Here is a 16,722-nt window from a genome sequence, read left to right as displayed (position 1 = left end):
AGCCGGAAATATATCCGGTGAGGTATACCCATGCCAATAGAACACCAGAACCATCCTGAAGATCGGAGCGAAATTGAAGCATTGCATCTTAAATACGTTCAGAACTTTGATCGTCTGCATGACGAAGCCATGAAGTTTCAGGACGCTGCATACTCACTGGGCAGGCTTCGAGGCCAATCTGAAAGCTTTTCGCAATGGGCGCCGATCGCAGCGCGGCTACCGACACACCTGCATAGCGTTCTTGGTTGGGTGATTACAAGTCCATTAGTGATGGATGATCCGTTCGCAGACAGTGTGAGTTATGACCCTAATCGAGGTGTTTGGCTGCAATGTGTCGCAGGCGAAGACGCGATAGTCGGCGTGAGCCATTGGATGCCGTTGCCAGCCTCTCCGAAGGTGCCGATATGATCAATCTGTTCTGGCGGCTGACCGCAAAGCTGCTCGCCCGCCCTGCCGTCGCTGACTGGATAATCGTTCGCGCTCAGCGCACGCCCTACCTCCACATCATGTCCGCTGACGGCGTCGAGATGTACATGGGCCGCTGGTGGCTGTTCAACCCCTACCACCGCGAAACCCACAAGCCGAAGCATCGGTGGTTTCCCTGGTCGTTACGCATTCACCACATCAAGCGCCGCGATTCAGATCGGGATATGCATGACCACCCTTGGAACGCCCGAACAGTGATTTTGCGCGGCTGGTACACCGAACAGCGGCTGCTTGATCACGAAGACCGTGCACTACGAGGCTTCAATGTCCCGCACGGCGCCCAGATAACCGAATACGTAGACCGGCGCCCGGGCGAAACAGCAACGCTCAAGCATGGCGAATACCACCGCATTGACTAGGTATCACCTGGTGGCGTCTTCACCCTCTTCATCACCAGCCATTGGCAAGGTGAATGGGGATTTCTGGTCAATGGCGTAAAGGTGCCGTGGAAGAAGTACATCAGTGATGAATCGTGAACTCCCTTTGCGCAAATCCAAAACAGCCCACGCCAGTCCTCGACATCAGGCACGAAGTCATTTGCGACCAGTGCAGGAAGACCAGGGCTCACGGTAACCATAAGGCTTGCTCGAAAGCGCGACAGGCCTTGTACGCACATCTGCGGGGATAGCCCGTCTTAACGGAGCAACATCATGAAAATCGCATTAGTCGTATTCGTCATCCTCCCTGCTGTAACGTTTATCAAGTCAGCAACAATGTCTGACTTGGAAAACGGCACTTATGTACGAGTAGCGTCGATTTTCTTCACCATCTGCGCTGTGATCTCTCTGTTGATTTTGGTGCTGAAGTGAGCGCTATTGCAAAGATCCTTGACCCCTGTTGTGGCAGCCGCATGTTCTGGTTTGACAAACGCAATCAAGAAGTTCTCTTCGGCCACATCCTCGCCGTTTAACCTCTCCGCCCCAACTTCACTAAGCCTGCCAGAATCCGGCAGGTGAGGATTTCTACATGTCCGATTTACAGAAGCAGTTCCGCGAATCCGCTGTAGATGCAATCTTTGATATGGCCCAACACCTGCCGCTCGATTGCGAGTTGCTGGTGGTGGCCTGCCGTCCCGGCACGAAAGACTTTGATTTGGTGCTGCCGTCGCCTGAGTCGAACCTGAATAACGCGCTGGATGCTTTGCGGCGTCACGGCCTGAGTATCGACGGCGACAACGCCTACAAGCGCGACCTGCTGGATTGCGCGATAGGTGCAATGACGGTGGGTGCGCAAGACGGATCGCCACCGCCGCCTAACCACTGGGCCCAGCGTTTTTGGGATATTGGGCGCGGGGAGGCTGCCGGGCGGGAAGAACTGATCGCGGCACTGAAACTCACACGCGAAAACCTGCGCGCATGCCAGGGGACCATCCATCTGGCTGGCGGATTCGACCCAGCCTATGTGGACGATGCCCAAGCAGCGATGAAGATTGCCGATGCGGCGATCCTCAAATTCGCCAACTAACCACCTTCTGCCGCCATAGGGCGGCTTGGAGTTGCACGCATGGCCAAGATTACGCTTGAAAAGTGGGGAGACAACAACTTTGATCCATCCCCAAAGGTCAACACGCTCCGCAAGTGGGCCCGCGATGGCTACATCTACCCGGCCCCCATCAAGCATGGCCGCAGCTATTATGTAGATCCAGCCGCTCAATATCTCAAACCCGGCTCACTTGCCAGCCGAATAGCGAGAGACCGCCATGGCGCCAAGGCCGCGTAAATCAGGCTCAAAACACCTTCCACCGAATTTGTATAAAAAAAAGGATGCCCGCAACGGGAAGACCTATTACACCTACCGGGACTCAGAAACCGGCAAGGTATATGGGCTTGGTTCCGATAAAGCGGCTGCCATTACGCAAGCTCACGATCAAAACAGGGAGTCGTTTTTCAAAACCGGGCCGGTCCTCACGGAGCGAATTGCAGCGGGTCCGAGGAGAACGCTCAGCGATTGGATTGTAGAATTCAGGATCGAGTATTCGAAACGCGATCTTTCTGCATCCAGCGTTGCAACAATCGGAAGGCGCCTAAATCAGATCGAGAAGGCCTTGGGCACGCTGGGTATTCGAGAAATCGGGACTCTCGAAGTAGCAACTTACTTGAAGGAGATCGAGGCAGAAGGCAAGGCATCAATGGCACGCGCAATGCGGTCATTGCTCCAGGATGTTTTCCGTGAGGCGATCGCTGTGGGTTGGAGGACAGACAATCCGGTAACCGTGACCAGGGCAGCGAGGGTGAAAGTTCAGAGGCAACGGCTCACCCTTGAGCTTTGGAAGTTGATCTACGCTGAAGTTAAACAGCCTTGGATGAAGCGAGCGATGGAGCTCGCTCTGCTCACTGGCCAGCGACGGGACGATATTCGGAATATGCTTTTTAAGGATGTTTCGGATGGGGCTCTTCACGTCATTCAGCAAAAGACGGGCGCCCGCCTTCGTATCGGCACGGCACTTCGGCTGGAATGCGTTTCCCTGCAGTTGAGCGAGGTAATCAAAGCGTGCCGTAATTCGGTAATTTCCAAACACCTGGTTCACCATTCGGCACGTACGACAAGCGCGATCGCGGGCACGCCTGTGACGCTGAACGTGCTCACCGTTACGTTCGCAGCCGCCCGCGATCGCGCAGCGGCCAAGGCAAATATCGTACTTGGCGACAGCCAGCCGTCGTTCCATGAAATGAGATCCCTGGCAGCCCGACTTCAGGAACTGGAGGGACGCGACCCTCAGAAATTGTTGGGCCACAAAACGGCAGCAATGACCGATCTTTACCGGGATGGCCGGGGCACGGAATGGATCGATGTCGCGTAACGGTGCAGTCGCAGTTTTGGGGAGATATTGGGGAGGTTTTGGGGAAGCTGTTTTTCCCCAATGAAATCAGCCCTCCCTTACAACCACGTAGTAGCTCGCTATTACCTCTCTCCCCTCAGGCCTACTAGTATCAAGTGAGCTGAATCGCGTCCTACAAAAAAAATAACAAGGAAAATTAGCCATGAGTGACCTGAAACTCGATCGCCGCCGCTTTCTTCAGGGAAGCGGCGGTCTGCTGCTGGGTACCTTGTTGTTCGGTTCTGGGCCCATCGCCTTATTAGCTCCCAGCCAAAGCTGGGCACTGCCAATGACCACACTGGACAGCGCTACTGGCGATCATCTGCTGGTCATCGTCCGCCGCATGTATCCCCACGACACCATGGAGGACGCGGTTTACGCCTTCTCGGTCAAAGCCCTCGACGAAAAAGCCTCCAAAGACCCCGGCATTGCTGACTTGCTCAAGAATGGCGTGGCCGACCTCGATCAGAAAGCCGGTGGTTCATGGCTCAAGCTCGACGAAGCACACCAAGTCGCAATTCTGGCATCGGTAGAACACAGCGACTTTTTCACCATGGTGCGCGGGACGACCGTGGCGTCCCTGTACAGCAACGAACTCGCTTACCTGCACTTTGGTTATGAAGGCGCTTCCTTTCCGAAAGGTGGCTATCTGCACCGTGGATTCAACGACCTGACGTGGTTGCCCAATCCCCCTGCCGATGCCAGCCCTGCCCCCCTTTCTTGAGGAACACTGCAATGACTACCTATGCACTTGATGACGAAACCGTAGTAGTAATTATTGGTTCCGGCGCCGGCGGCGGCACCTTGGCCAACGAGCTGTGCCAAAAAGGTATTTCCGTGGTGGTGCTGGAGGCAGGCGAACGCCAGTCCACTGCAACCTTTATTAACGACGAATGGCCATCGTTCACTCAACTTGCCTGGTCAGACAAGCGCACCACGTCTGGCACTTGGCGGGTGGCGAAAGACTTCCCGAACCTGCCTGCCTGGATCTGCAAAACCGTGGGTGGCACCACAACGCACTGGGCCGGTGCCAGCTTGCGCTTTCGCGACTATGAGTTTCGCGCGCTAGAAACCTACGGCGCGGTCAAAGATGCAGACTTGCTGGATTGGCCGATTACGCTGGCCGAGCTTGAGCCCTATTACGCCCGCGCCGAAGACAAGATGGGCGTCACGCGCACCAACAACGTTCCAGGTCTGCCCGGCAACAACAACTTTAAAGTGCTGTACAACGGCGCAAAGAAACTTGGCTACACCGAATGTTCCACCGGCCACATGGCGATCAACAGCGCACCTCGAGCCGGGCGCGCCGCGTGCCAGCAGTTGGGCTTCTGCTTCCAGGGCTGCAAAATGGGCGCGAAGTGGTCGACGCTTTACACCGAAATCCCCGCGGCTGAAGCCACTGGCAAACTTGAACTGCGCACACAGGCCCAAGTGGTGCGTATTGAACACGACGACAAAGGCCTGGCCAGCGCAGTGGTTTACGCGGATGCCAAAGGTCAACTGCAAAGGCAAAAAGCACGGGTGGTCGCGGTGGCGGGTAATGCCATCGAAACCCCACGTTTGTTGCTCAACTCGTCCAGCACTTTATTTCCCCATGGCCTGGGTAACGGCGCGGGGATGGTGGGCAAGCATTACATGCGTCACATGACCGGCTCGGTGTTCGCCGAATTCAAGGAACCGGTGCATTTCTATCGCGGCACCATCATGGCGGGGATTATCAGCGACGAAGTGGCCAACAAACCTTCGCGTGGTTTCGTCGGTGGCTACGAGATGGAAACGATTTCCCTGGGCCCATCGTTCATGGGGGCGTTCTTTAATCCCGGGGCTTGGGGTCGTGACTTCACTCGGGTGTTGGACCAATACACGCACCTTGCCGGTATGTGGCTGATCGGTGAAGACATGCCGCGCGCCACCAACCGCGTCACCGTCAATGACGCGGTCAAGGATCAGTTCGGCATGCCGGTGGCCAACGTACATTACGACGATCACCCCAACGACCTGGCCATGCGCGAACATGCATTCACCCAGGGCGAAAAGGTGTACGCAGCGGCCGGCGCACTCAAAACCCACCGCGTCCCGCCCTACCCTTCGACCCACAACATGGGCACGTGCCGAATGAGCGCCAACGCGCAAGACGGCGTGTGCAACAGCCACGGACAGAGCCATGAGGTCGCGAATCTGTTCATCTCCGATGGCAGCCAATTCACTACCAGTGCGGCAGAGAATCCGACCTTGACCATCGTCACCCTGGCCATTCGACAAGCCGATTACATCGCTGAATCGTTAAAAGCGCAGCGGATCTGAAGGCGTTGGAGGTGCCATCGAGTTATCACGTTTAATTTAACAATGCGTGAGGACTTCGTTACGGCGAGCGCTCAACAATGGAGACCAGTTAGCGAATAACTAACGGCGTGCAGCACAGGTTGTTCGCCTCTCCAACCAACGTTTGAAGGGAATTACTCATGAAAAAATTATCCGTAGTCGTATTGTCCATGTGCATGGCCCTGGGTGCAGTTGGTAGTGCCTTCGCAGCCGACACAACCAGCGGCGATGCCATGAGCAAAAGCAGCATGTCCAACGACGCGATGAAAAAAGACACCATGAGCAAGGACAACATGTCCAAAGATGCGATGAAAAAAGATGCCATGAAGAAAGACAGCATGAGCAAAGACAGTATGTCCAAAGACGCTATGAAGAAAGACACCATGAGCAAGGACGAAGCTAAAGACCCAATGACCCATTGATAAATCTGTAGGAGCCAACGTGTTGGCGAATGGCCTGATGCGGTGTCACAGGTAAACCGCTTCGCCAACACGTTGGATCTCAAACTACTTTTCGGCAGCTCCTTGAAATCTGTGCAGCGTCAAAACTGTGGGACCGAATTTATTCGGGAAGGCTTCAGTCCTGCCACCCTGCAACCTCAAACCACACAAAGTGCCACACAGTTTGCTGCGCGACAGCGCGGCGTCGAAGACGTGGCGGTTCCTCCTACAGAAATGTTTATCGGTTATTTAAAATCCCGACTGCGTACATCCAATCCCGTCAACAGCGGCGTCAGGTCTTGCAAGCGTTGGGCGATCAAATGCCGTACGCCGTCTTTTGATTCAAGGCGACCATAGACCTGCAACAACCGCGAGCCCACCAATACGCGACGTTGGCGTTCGGCCAAATCGTGCCAGACCACCACGTTGATCATTCCGTGCTCATCTTCCAGGGTGACGAAAATTACCCCGCTGGCGGTTTGCGGTCGTTGTCTACCGATGACCAGCCCTGCGGCATTGATGCTGCGCCCGTGCTCGATGCTGATCAGGTCTCTTGAACTGCGGCAGCGTCGGGCGCTCAACTGAGGCCGCAACAAAGCCAGCGGATGCGGGCCGAGTGTCGTCCCGAGGGTGTCGTAATCGGCGTACATATCTTCGCCCACGGTGGGTAACGGCAACGGCACTTGGGGTTCTTCGATGGCCGTTTGTTCTGCAAACAAGGGGCGTTGCGCTTCGACGCCCGCCACCTCCCAGCGCGCCAGATGCCGGTGCCCGAGCAAACCGCGTAACGCTCCGGAATCTGCCAATAACTCCCGAGCCCGCTGGTCAAGACCGGCGCGTTCGCACAGATCGCTGGCATCGATATACGCCCGCTGGGTTCGGTTTTTTTCGATGCGCTTCGCGTCTTCCTCACGAAAGCCTCGGACCATGCGCAGGCCGAGGCGAATCGCCAGATCCGCATTACACGGTTCAAGGGAGCAATCCCACTCGCTGTAGCGCACATCCACAGGACGGATTTCGATCTGGTGACGACGGGCGTCCTGCAGGATCTGATCGGGGCTGTAGAAACCCATGGGCCAACTGTTGATCAGCGCGCAAGCGAAGGCCGCAGGTTCGTGGCATTTGAGCCAGCAACTGGCGTATGTCAGCAGGGCAAAACTGGCAGCATGGGATTCCGGGAAGCCATAGCTGCCAAAGCCTTTGATCTGTTCAAAGATATGGTTGGCAAATTCCAGGGTGTAACCGTTCTTGAGCATGCCTTCGGTCAAGCGCTTTTGATGCGGTTCAAGCCCGCCGTGGCGTTTCCAGGCGGCCATGGAGCGGCGCAGTTGATCGGCCTCCCCCGGCGTGTAATCGGCAGCGACCACCGCCAATTCCATAACCTGCTCCTGAAACAGCGGCACGCCGAGGGTGCGTTCGAACACCGCTTTAAGTTTTTCGGAGGGATAATTGATGGGTTCTTCTTTATTACGCCGCCGTAAGTACGGGTGCACCATGTTGCCCTGAATCGGCCCCGGCCGAACGATGGCCACTTCGATGACCAAATCGTAAAAAGTCCTGGGTTGCAGGCGTGGCAGCATAGCCATTTGCGCTCGGGATTCGATCTGAAACACGCCCACTGTGTCCGCACGGCTGATCATGTCGTAGGTGGGTGCATCCTCTTGCTCGATGGTTGCCAGCGTCAGGTCATACCCCCGGTAGCGGCGCACCAGATCGAAGGTGCGGCGCAAGGCGCTGAGCATGCCCAGCGCCAGAATGTCGATTTTGAGCAGCCCGACCATGTCCAGATCGTCTTTGTCCCACTGAATAATGGTGCGGTCGGCCATGGCCGCGTTTTCCACCGGCACCAGGGTTTCCAGCGGATGTTCGGAGATGACGAAGCCACCCGGATGCTGGGACAGGTGCCGAGGGAAACCGATCAATTCTCCGGTCAAGGCCAAGACCCGGCGCAAGATCGGGCTGTCGGGCTCTAAACCGCACTCGCGCAGGCGTTCCGGCGGCGGCAAGTTATCGCTCCAACGGCCAAAGCAATCTGCCAACGCATTGATCTGGTCGGGCGGCAAACCCAACACCTTGGCCACATCGCGCACCGCCCCGGAGCCGTGATAGGTGCTGGCTACGGCGGTGAGCGCCGCCCTGCCCCGGCCATAGCGCTGAAACACGTACTGCAACACTTCTTCGCGGCGCTCGTGCTCAAAATCGACATCGATGTCCGGCGGTTCGTTGCGCTCTTTGGACATGAAGCGCTCGAACAGCATATTGCTGACCGCTGGATTTAACTCGGTGATGCCCAGGGCAAAGCACACCGCCGAGTTGGCGGCTGAGCCGCGACCCTGACACAGAATGGCTTGGCTACGGGCGAAGCGGACGATGTCATGTACGGTCAGAAAATAGCTTTCATAACCCATTTCGCTGATCAGGCTCAATTCACGCTCGATCAACGTACGGGCTTTCTCGGGCGCACCGCCAGGCCAGCGACGAAGCGCGCCTTCTTCCGTCATCTGTCGCAGCCAAGTGGCCGCAGTGTGGTCTTTGGGCACCAGCTCATGGGGGTATTCATAACGCAACTGACCCAGATCGAAACTGCAACGCTGGGCGATACGCACGGTTTCTGCCAGCACGTGCGCCGGGTACAGCGCTGCCAGCTGCGGCAATGAGCGTAAATGCCGTTCGCCATTGGGGAACAAGCGATGCCCAGCCTCAGCCACGGTGGTGTGGTGACGAATCGCCGTCATGGTGTCTTGCAGGGCGCGTCGGCCACGGGCGTGCATGTGTACATCGCCGCTGGCCACGGCCGGAATGTTCATGCACTCAGCCAGCGCCAAGAGATCGCTCAGGCGCTGAGCATCGTCAGGGCCACGATGCAATTCAACAGCGAGCCATAAGCGCTCGGGGAACACGCGGCTCAACCAATGGCCGTGTTCTGGACAGGTGTCACTGAGTAAATCCGGTAGCCAGAGCGCCAACAACCCCTCTAACGGCCCGCAGAAATCTTCACGCAACAGGCGGTACTCGCCCTTCTTGGCGCGACGCCGACCGACAGTGATCAACCGGCAAAGGGCCTGATAACCACTCAGGTTTTCTGCTAGCAGCACCAACGCCGGGCCGTTTTCTATGCGTATTTCGCTGCCGACAATCATCGGCAAACCGCAATCGCGTGACGCTTGCCAAGCACGGACAATACCAGCAAGCGTGCACTCATCTGTAATCGCCAGCGCCTGATAACCGTGGCGCTGGGCACGCTCGAACAACTCCTTGGCGCTGGACGCTCCGCGCTGAAAACTGAAGTTACTCAGGCAGTGCAGCTCGACATAGCCCGTCGTCTCGGCCGTCATGCAAACCATCCCTGCAACTGCAAACTTCCGTTTTCACCCACCGTTTGATAGGCCCAGGCACGCTGACCAGAACGGGTTTCCACCAGGAAGTAATCGCGCCGCACATCGCCGCCATCCCACCAACCGGATTCGATACGCTCGGGGCCCGCGAGAATACGCACGGCCGACTCGCTCAACGGCACCGGCTCACGCAATAACCAACCCGGACGCAAAGCCATCAGCAGCGGTCCAGTGGACTTGGTTTCAATGCTCGGTTGCCAAGCGCATTCGGGACGGTGATCGGCATGGGCACGCAAACCGTTGACCGCTTCATCACCCAATCGCGCTCGCAACCGTTCGCGCAGTTGCTCCCAAGGCAATGCCTGTTGCGGACGCTCATCGAACAGCTCGCGGTGGGTGGGAACAAAACTCGGCAGATCACGGGCCAGCAAACGCAGCGCCCGCACCGGTGAAGACACCTGTATTTGCTCCAGTCGACCCCGGGCCAGCTCGAACAGCATCGCGGTTTCACGCTCGGCACTCAGCAATCCGACCGGCACCACTGTGTCTTTGCCTTCCAGGTGTTCCAGATGAATCGCGAAACGCTGCACGCCGCTGTCACGCCCGGCGAGAAACACGGCCAAATCAGAGATCAAACGCTTGAGCGGGAATAGCAGCGCTTGGTGGGACTCGACGTCGAAATTCAGCTCGATTCGCGTGTCAAAAAAGTCCGGTGGCAAGTAACACTCCAGCGCTAACGCTCGCTCGCCCAGCAGGGTATCCAGATGCTGTAACACCTGCGCCGGGAAGCGCCGCGCCAAGGTGTCGCGCGGCAGGGCCAGTACGTGCTGCAGCGTACGCAAACCCATGCGTGAAAAGGCAGTGAAAACCTCACGGCTCAGTCCGATGCGGTCGATGGGCATCCGCGCCAACACTTCGTGTAGAGATTCGCGGCAGGTTACGGCGAGACCGTCATGCACATTGGTCAGCATCCGCGCCGCCGCTGGGTTGGGTGCGACCACGATTCGATGGTGAAACCCCAAGGCGCTCAATTCGTCCCGCAAGCGTTTCTCAAACACCGGCCACGGCCCGAACAGGCCCAGGCTGGATTCGATTTCCATCATCAATACCCGAGGGTATTTCAGGCTGACCTGGGAACTGAACCGGTAGGCCCACGCAGCCAATAGACGGTGCCAACGTTCGACATCGGTCGGCTCATATTCCACTGTCGCAAAATCCCGGACTAATGCTTGCGCTGCCGTCAACGATTGTCCGGCACGCAGGCCCAACGCCCGCGCAGCCGGATTGACGGTCTGCAATACGCGACGCTGTGCAGTGCCGGTCAGCAGCGCCAACGGCTGATCGGGGTCGGCGCGACGGCGCATTACGCCGTCGAGCGCCAACTGTGGCAGCAAGACACAGGCCCAGAGCATATGAACCTCAGGAATCGATTGAAAACGGGATCGGTGACGGCGGTGTCAGCCCACCCCGACATTTGAGAACGCGCAACTGCCGAGGTCGCGCATCGATGGCAATCCGTAACGCCGCCGGTGACGGGTTTAATGCCGCGTGGGCGGGTCGACAGGCGAAGGCCAGGGTCTGGCCGGTTTCAGCGGCGACTTGCAGGCGACGCAATGCCCGATCATCCGCCTGTTTTTGCGGCGGCCAACACAACACGGCGCCGCAGCTGCCAGAACGCAAACATTGCTCGGTCGCCCACAGCGCATCCCGAGGACTGGCATCGACCAGCGTCAGCCAGCGCAAATCAATACCCGCCGCCTGCCACGCAGGGGGATAAGGCACAAAAGGTGGCGCTATCAGCACAATGCGTTCGCCTTTTTCCGCCAACCGTTTGAGGGTTGGCCAGAGCAATTGCAACTCACCGCTGCCATCGGCAGCCACCAGAATTTCGCTCAGGGCCGACGCGGGCCAGCCCCCGGTTGGCAGCGCCGCATCCAAGGCGGCGTGCCCGGTGGGTTGCGGACTGACGGGCGGCGCGACGGATCGGCCTTTCCAGACTCGACGCTCGTCCAGCAGCGTGTCGAGGCTGACCACGGCGCCCATCATTCGCGACGGACCAAGCCGCAATAAACGCCTTCAATGGCGAAGTCTTGGGTCGGCGAGACGACAATCGGCTGATAGGCGGGGTTGCGTGGCAACAGACGAAACTCCCCGGCACGGGTTTCAAGGCGCTTGATGGTGACTTCGCCGTCCAGTCGTGCGACGACGATTTGTCCGTCCTTGGCCTCGGCACTGCGCAATACGCCCACCAGGTCACCGTCGAGAATGCCGTCTTCGATCATCGAATCGCCCTGCACCCGCAGCAGATAATCCGGCACCCGATGAAACATGCCGCGATCCAGCACCAAGGTATCGTGCAGACCGATGTCCGGCCCAATCGGCGCCCCCGCCGCGACCCGGCCCAACACCGGAATCTCGATCATCTCCGGGCGTTGACGGCTGCCCGCGTAGTGCGAGACCAGCCGAATACCGCGCGCCTGATTGGGCGCAACCTCGATTAAGCCGGCTTCAGTCAGGGCCACAATGTGTTTGCGCGCCACGCTGCGCGAGGCAAAACCGAAGGCCTCAGCGATTTCAGCCAGGCTCGGAGATTGACCCTGCTGCACGATGCGCTCGCGGATAAAGGTCAGGATGGCAGTACGTCGGGGAGATAATAGGCTCATGGAGTACATTTGTACTCCTTTCGCGGTATTGCTGCCAGCACCGCTTATCAACGGTTGAGATTGCAGGGTGTCAGGACTGAAGCTTTCCCGAATAAATTCGGTCCCACAGATTTCTGTAACGCCGAGCATTTCGCACGGCACCAGCACTATCCACGCTCAGCCACGGCAACAAGCTGGGGTCTTGAGGTTGGCCTGCGCCTGACGCTGCAACTCGGCACGCAATTGCACCAGGCTTGGGGTCACGATGGGCACGAAGGCCGACTCGCGCCAGCGTCGGGCAAACCCTGCGCCGTGAGCGGACAGGTACGCTTTGCCGCCGCTGGCCTGTAATTCCAACTGCACCGCGTTGGCGGCGGATTCAGCAAGGGCAATGCGTAACTGGAATAACGCGGCGGGTTGCGCAACAAAACGCTGTGCCAGCAAGCCCTGCTTCAACTGCAAGACAACGTTTTCCAAACGCCCGCGTTGCTCAAATAACTCGTCGCGCAAACCCGAACGAGAGCTTTCAAGATGGGTGCCGACTTCAACCAGCGAGCGCCGTGCCAAGCCGATGGCTAATCCACATTGCAACCCGAGAAACGCCGGGCGGACCACCGGTAAAAATGACCGCGCATCCTCGTGCAACAACCATTGCGCGCTCAATTCGACGCGCTCCAAGCTGAGCGCAGCGGTGTTGCTCGATTGCAAACCCATCAGCTCCAGGTCAGCGGAACGATACAGGCCCGGCGCTGAGTCAGGTATCGCGACAATGAACGGCACGCCGCCCTGCTCAGGCTCGATGGCAGCGGCCACCACAAAGTTGTTTTTGCGCAAATTGGTCACCCAGTGCAACTGACCCTCAAGCGTCCAGCCGCCCTCATGCGATTGCGCGCGGATCTGCAGGGCTTCGATGCCGGATAAAAACTTCATGGCGTTGGACAGTCCTGTGGCACCGGCCATCCGACCATTCAACAGATCAGGCAGCAATTGCTCACGCAACCCGGCGTTGGGGCTTTGCAGCAGGTATTCGATAAATGCCCGCTGCCCCCACAGCACAAACGCGGCGGCCAGCGAATGACTGGCCACGCTGGACAAAACCTCCACGGCATCAGCCAGATCACCGCCGCTACCGCCTTGGTCAGTACTGATTCCAACCTGAAGCACGCCAGCACGGGCCAACTGCGGCAGCACCGTCTCAGCGTCGCAGGCGCCCAGATCCAAAGCGTTAGCCTGCGCGTCGAGCCACTGTGTCAATCCTGGGTCAAGCATGAACGTCTCCCGTCAAGCAATAGGCTGTGTATTCAAACCGCCGTTTTATCCCAGCGGTATTTCGCCAACTCGGGATTGAGCGGCGTGCGGGCGAAGACGTTAGTGAAGTTGCACAAGGTCGCCAAGCTGACACCCAGTATGACTTCCAACGCATTGCCTTCGGTGTAACCCGCAGCTTGAAATTCACGGTAAGCCTCATCACTGACGTCGCCCCGGGTGGCCACCACTTCTTGGGTGAATGCCGCCAAAATTCGCAGTTTCCCTTCAGGCAACTCAGCCCGAGCACGGAGCGCGGTGACCACGTCTTCCGACAGTCTGGCTTTATTCAAGGCCACCGCCGTGTGCCCGGCGACGCAAAAATCACAACCGTGTCGGGTGGCTGCGACCAATTGCACCACTTCCCTTTCCCCCAGACTTAGCTCAGCCTTGGCGTTGAGTCCCGACAAGGTGAGGTAGGCTTCCAGTGCAGCAGGTGCATTGGCCAGCACCCCGAGCAGGTTGGGCAGGTAACCGTTATTTTTCAGTGCGACGTCCAAGAAGGGGCGTGCTGCTTCAGGTGCGGTGTGTTGGGTCTGCAAAGTGACGCGGGACATGGGTTAACACTCCGAGTTAAAGACTGCCCCCATTCTGTTAGTTATAAGAACGTCTCTCCATATTCGAACGTCGTGTTTTCTTGCTCCAGAGTCTTTTCATTAGATGATTTCCTCCAGCCCCACTGTTGATTGGTTATTAGAAAGTATTGAACTCGATGCCAGCCTGTTTCACGTCGGCCGCTATTGCGGGGGCTGGCACGCCAGCACATACGGATTGGCCCGTGCCAGTTTTCACCTGGTGGTACACGGACAGTGCTGGTTGCATATCGACGGGCAATCCTGCCCACAACCGTTGAGCGTCGGCGATGCAGTGTTTTTAGTGCGTGACGTTAAATATCGCCTGTCCAACGAAGCGATTCTGGAACAAGCACTGCACCAGCCACGTACAGAAATGCAGCCATTGGATAAAACAGCGAAGGATGGAGTTGGATTGGTGTGTGGTTTCTTTCACTTCCAGTCAGGCTTGTCGACGCTGATCATCAACGCACTGCCGGACCTGATCATCCTGCGCGCTGATGATCCGTCTTCAAGCGCGGCGCGCAGCCTGTTTGCGCTGATCCTGGAAGAGTGCCAGCGACTGCCCGCCCCCTCCTCGACCTTTCTCGAACGGTTAAGCCATTTGTTATTTTTGTACGTGTTGCGCCATCAGGTGGTGGGCAACGCTGACCTCGGCGGTCTGGTGGCACTGGCACGGCACCCGACTTTTGCGCAGTTGCTGACGCAATTAATTGACCACCCCGAACACGGCTGGTGTCACCAGTCGGTAAAAACCGGACTTTGCCTCGAATTATAAGAATCCAACCAAATCAACAGCTTCTGAGCCCTACCTTCTAGCCTTTCGAGATTGCGAGATTTGATTTATCGAATCCTAAGATTTGAAAACAAGACGGCGAATCTCAACTCCAAAGCCACCAACTATTTTTGCTTAAGCCTAGTCAGACACTCGCCAATGTGATCTTTGTCGTGCTTCTCACTTGAGTGTACGCTGTCTATGAAGAACCGATTGACCGTTCAGCGCTTGCGATTTCCATGAGTAACCTTGGCCACTCATTGCGCCTATTCGCTGCAGCTTGTGTCTTGGGCATCCACTCCGTCATGAGTCCCCAAAAGGAATCCTTCCATGACGTTTACGCACGGTGCGCTGATCTACATGCTGTGACTTGTTTACTTGGTAAACCAAGCTGAACCAGTCACTCAGTTCCCGCTTACTTCAGGCGGTCACCGTGTTCGCATAGGACTTATATCTATGGCTGAGCCCACAGTTCCTTATCCTCTGTTCCCACCCCTAGGTCTGCTTAACGACCATGCTCACGTTGAACAACCGATAAACCTGGAAGTCCGGCGCCGCTTAAAGACAATTCCCGAGCACCTGAATGCGCTCAACGCCTGGCGAACGGGCATGTCCTTTCTCATCTCACAATCTCGACGGCCTGGATTCCAAGACCGGCACTACAAAGTGCTTTGCCCGATCCTAGAGTCGATGATGCACTGGAGTTGGTCAATCCGAGGGAAAGCCTTGGATGATTGGAACGGCACCGACGCAAAAACTTTTATAGAGTTCATCATGAGACCGCCGGTTGCGTGGGTAGCGACACCGGGTTGTAGCCGGTACTCCAAAAAGACCCGCGGGAATTTCGCAGAGAAGCCTCTCGATCCGCTATGGCGTCCGATCATCCGACAGACCTTCTCGGGCGATGATCCAGGTCTGAGTTCTAAACACCATCGGAACTGGTTCATAACGCATGGACGGGAGTATTTCGCCTTCACCGATTCTCTGCCAAGCCCCAAGTCGCTCGCCGATGCCTACGATAACACTGCCGCAGGTACCGAGACTGAAAATCCCTTTAGGGACTTATTGCCGAAAGACTTCGAAGCCCGTACAGAAAATCGGCGGACAATCTTCACATTGGAACAACTCTCTGACCTGATGGGTATTGCGGAGTCGCTCACAAACTATAGTGAGAAATCGGAACCGTTTTTGTTCGTCGTCGCAGCGGCCCTCCATTCGGACATTCCCATGAAGGCGCTTGGTGCCACACAGACCATCAAGCCAACGTTCTCTTACTTCAAACCCCGAGACTTCGAAGTATCCGATCCAGTACAAAACCAGCCCAAAACTGAATTTGCGAGCTTTTACCTGGCTTCACAGCTGGGGATTGCCAAGGGGCCAGGGATTTTCGAAAGTCCGCTTTACCTTGGTCGACGCTTCCGCCTTTCTGCTCAATTCCAGCCCTACTTCCAGCGTTATGCGCAATTCAGGCACCAGCATGACCAATTGCTGAGTCCTCATAGCTACCTGCTTCCTTTGATGCGTGGCGTCGATGCTTATGGGTACGGCAGCCTCATTGAAAAGCTCAGCGACTTTACCACCAGCATCTTACAAGTCCTTCGCGACAGGCCTGCATCGGCTCGGATGCACTGGAAAGGCTCGGACAAGCTTGAGCCCAGTGCCTCGCTTACATTTGCCGAGCTGCGTGAATCGGCAAAGCGCGCAGGCTGGATTCCGAAGAGTTTCGTCTCCCAGGATGTTGGGGCTAAAGCAGACATCTGGCCAGATATTGGCATTCGACCAGATATATCGAAATCCCAGTGGTTTCAGACCCACTGAGGGTAGAAAGTTAACTGTGGGAGCTTGGCCACTGAAGGGCCTGGTTTGCCTCAGCCCCCGTAATATCTACATCTAGGAGCTAGCGCCCTCCTCTCTACGACGCACGCGGCGAGAGATCATTAAGGGCGCGCCCCGTAGGGTCGGCTGTAGGCTTTGCAATCACAGGGCCGCCAGTGAAGACGTTGATCGAACTAGTAGGACGGCTTAAT

General features: G+C 57.1%; 15 protein-coding genes and 2 pseudogenes. 11 read left to right on the top strand and 6 right to left on the bottom strand.

Features of this window, described 5'->3' with window-relative positions:
• Positions 1 to 30: 30 nt before the first annotated feature.
• From RHM65_RS18730 to RHM65_RS18690, 9 genes and pseudogenes are all read left to right on the top strand, one after another.
• On the top strand, positions 31 to 408 hold the full coding sequence (locus RHM65_RS18730; protein ID WP_322170570.1) for a hypothetical protein: 378 nt from the start codon (positions 31 to 33) through the stop codon (positions 406 to 408).
• Positions 405 to 962 (top strand): annotated as a pseudogene (locus tag RHM65_RS18725) (hypothetical protein). Before RHM65_RS18730 ends, RHM65_RS18725 begins: the two are co-directional and overlap by 4 nt.
• A 174-nt stretch (positions 963 to 1,136) precedes the next feature.
• Positions 1,137 to 1,295, top strand: coding sequence for a hypothetical protein (locus tag RHM65_RS18720; protein ID WP_322170573.1), 159 nt, complete (start codon positions 1,137 to 1,139; stop codon positions 1,293 to 1,295).
• A 157-nt stretch (positions 1,296 to 1,452) separates the two neighbouring features.
• Positions 1,453 to 1,950 (top strand): hypothetical protein, encoded by a 498-nt coding sequence (locus RHM65_RS18715; RefSeq protein WP_322170575.1) that lies wholly within the window; start codon positions 1,453 to 1,455, stop codon positions 1,948 to 1,950.
• Between the two features lie 39 nt (positions 1,951 to 1,989).
• A complete protein-coding gene (locus tag RHM65_RS18710) occupies positions 1,990 to 2,205 on the top strand; it encodes an excisionase (protein ID WP_322170577.1) in 216 nt (71 codons plus the stop codon).
• Positions 2,186 to 3,286 carry a phage integrase Arm DNA-binding domain-containing protein gene (locus RHM65_RS18705; RefSeq protein WP_322183890.1) on the top strand — a complete coding sequence of 367 codons (1,101 nt, stop codon included), beginning with the start codon at positions 2,186 to 2,188 and terminating at the stop codon, positions 3,284 to 3,286. Before RHM65_RS18710 ends, RHM65_RS18705 begins: the two co-directional genes overlap by 20 nt.
• 181 nt (positions 3,287 to 3,467) lie before the next feature.
• Positions 3,468 to 4,028 carry a twin-arginine translocation signal domain-containing protein gene (locus RHM65_RS18700; RefSeq protein ID WP_322170580.1) on the top strand — a complete coding sequence of 187 codons (561 nt, stop codon included), beginning with the start codon at positions 3,468 to 3,470 and terminating at the stop codon, positions 4,026 to 4,028.
• Between the two features lie 11 nt (positions 4,029 to 4,039).
• Positions 4,040 to 5,608: a GMC family oxidoreductase gene (locus RHM65_RS18695; RefSeq protein ID WP_322170583.1), complete on the top strand. Its 1,569-nt coding sequence runs from the start codon at positions 4,040 to 4,042 to the stop codon at positions 5,606 to 5,608.
• Positions 5,609 to 5,766: 158 nt separating this feature from the next.
• Positions 5,767 to 6,048, top strand: a complete 282-nt coding sequence (locus RHM65_RS18690; protein WP_322170587.1) for a pentapeptide MXKDX repeat protein — start codon at positions 5,767 to 5,769, stop codon at positions 6,046 to 6,048.
• 263 nt (positions 6,049 to 6,311) lie between these two features.
• Here the strand turns inward: RHM65_RS18690 and RHM65_RS18685 are convergent, their stop codons facing one another.
• The 6 genes from RHM65_RS18685 to RHM65_RS18660 all read right to left on the bottom strand — a co-directional run bounded on the left by RHM65_RS18685 (position 6,312) and on the right by RHM65_RS18660 (position 13,905).
• Positions 6,312 to 9,410 (bottom strand): error-prone DNA polymerase, encoded by a 3,099-nt coding sequence (locus tag RHM65_RS18685; RefSeq protein ID WP_416194777.1) that lies wholly within the window; start codon positions 9,408 to 9,410, stop codon positions 6,312 to 6,314.
• Positions 9,398 to 10,813 carry a DNA polymerase Y family protein gene (locus RHM65_RS18680; RefSeq protein WP_322170593.1) on the bottom strand — a complete coding sequence of 472 codons (1,416 nt, stop codon included), beginning with the start codon at positions 10,811 to 10,813 and terminating at the stop codon, positions 9,398 to 9,400. The genes RHM65_RS18685 and RHM65_RS18680 overlap by 13 nt, the downstream gene beginning before the upstream one ends.
• Positions 10,814 to 10,820: 7 nt before the next feature.
• Positions 10,821 to 11,444, bottom strand: coding sequence for a translesion DNA synthesis-associated protein ImuA (gene imuA, locus RHM65_RS18675; protein ID WP_322170954.1), 624 nt, complete (start codon positions 11,442 to 11,444; stop codon positions 10,821 to 10,823).
• The gene (gene lexA, locus RHM65_RS18670) at positions 11,444 to 12,073 is read right to left on the bottom strand and encodes a transcriptional repressor LexA (RefSeq protein WP_322170596.1); all 630 of its coding nucleotides are present in this window, start codon (positions 12,071 to 12,073) and stop codon (positions 11,444 to 11,446) included. Before lexA ends, imuA begins: the two co-directional genes overlap by 1 nt.
• A 147-nt stretch (positions 12,074 to 12,220) precedes the next feature.
• On the bottom strand, positions 12,221 to 13,312 hold the full coding sequence (locus RHM65_RS18665) for an acyl-CoA dehydrogenase family protein (RefSeq protein ID WP_322170599.1): 1,092 nt from the start codon (positions 13,310 to 13,312) through the stop codon (positions 12,221 to 12,223).
• A 32-nt stretch (positions 13,313 to 13,344) separates the two neighbouring features.
• Positions 13,345 to 13,905, bottom strand: coding sequence for a carboxymuconolactone decarboxylase family protein (locus tag RHM65_RS18660; RefSeq protein ID WP_322170603.1), 561 nt, complete (start codon positions 13,903 to 13,905; stop codon positions 13,345 to 13,347).
• A gap of 103 nt (positions 13,906 to 14,008) precedes the next feature.
• Here RHM65_RS18660 and RHM65_RS18655 point away from each other — a divergent pair.
• Together RHM65_RS18655 and RHM65_RS18650 are read left to right on the top strand one after the other, a co-directional pair.
• Positions 14,009 to 14,683: pseudogene (locus tag RHM65_RS18655) on the top strand (cupin domain-containing protein); the annotation flags it as partial.
• Positions 14,684 to 15,151: 468 nt separating this feature from the next.
• The gene (locus tag RHM65_RS18650; RefSeq protein ID WP_322170221.1) at positions 15,152 to 16,513 is read left to right on the top strand and encodes a hypothetical protein; all 1,362 of its coding nucleotides are present in this window, start codon (positions 15,152 to 15,154) and stop codon (positions 16,511 to 16,513) included.
• The last annotated feature ends 209 nt before the right edge of the window (positions 16,514 to 16,722 follow it).

This window comes from Pseudomonas sp. CCI4.2 (assembly GCF_034350045.1).
GTDB lineage: Bacteria > Pseudomonadota > Gammaproteobacteria > Pseudomonadales > Pseudomonadaceae > Aquipseudomonas.
This window is presented reverse-complemented; position numbering and strand designations above follow the sequence as displayed.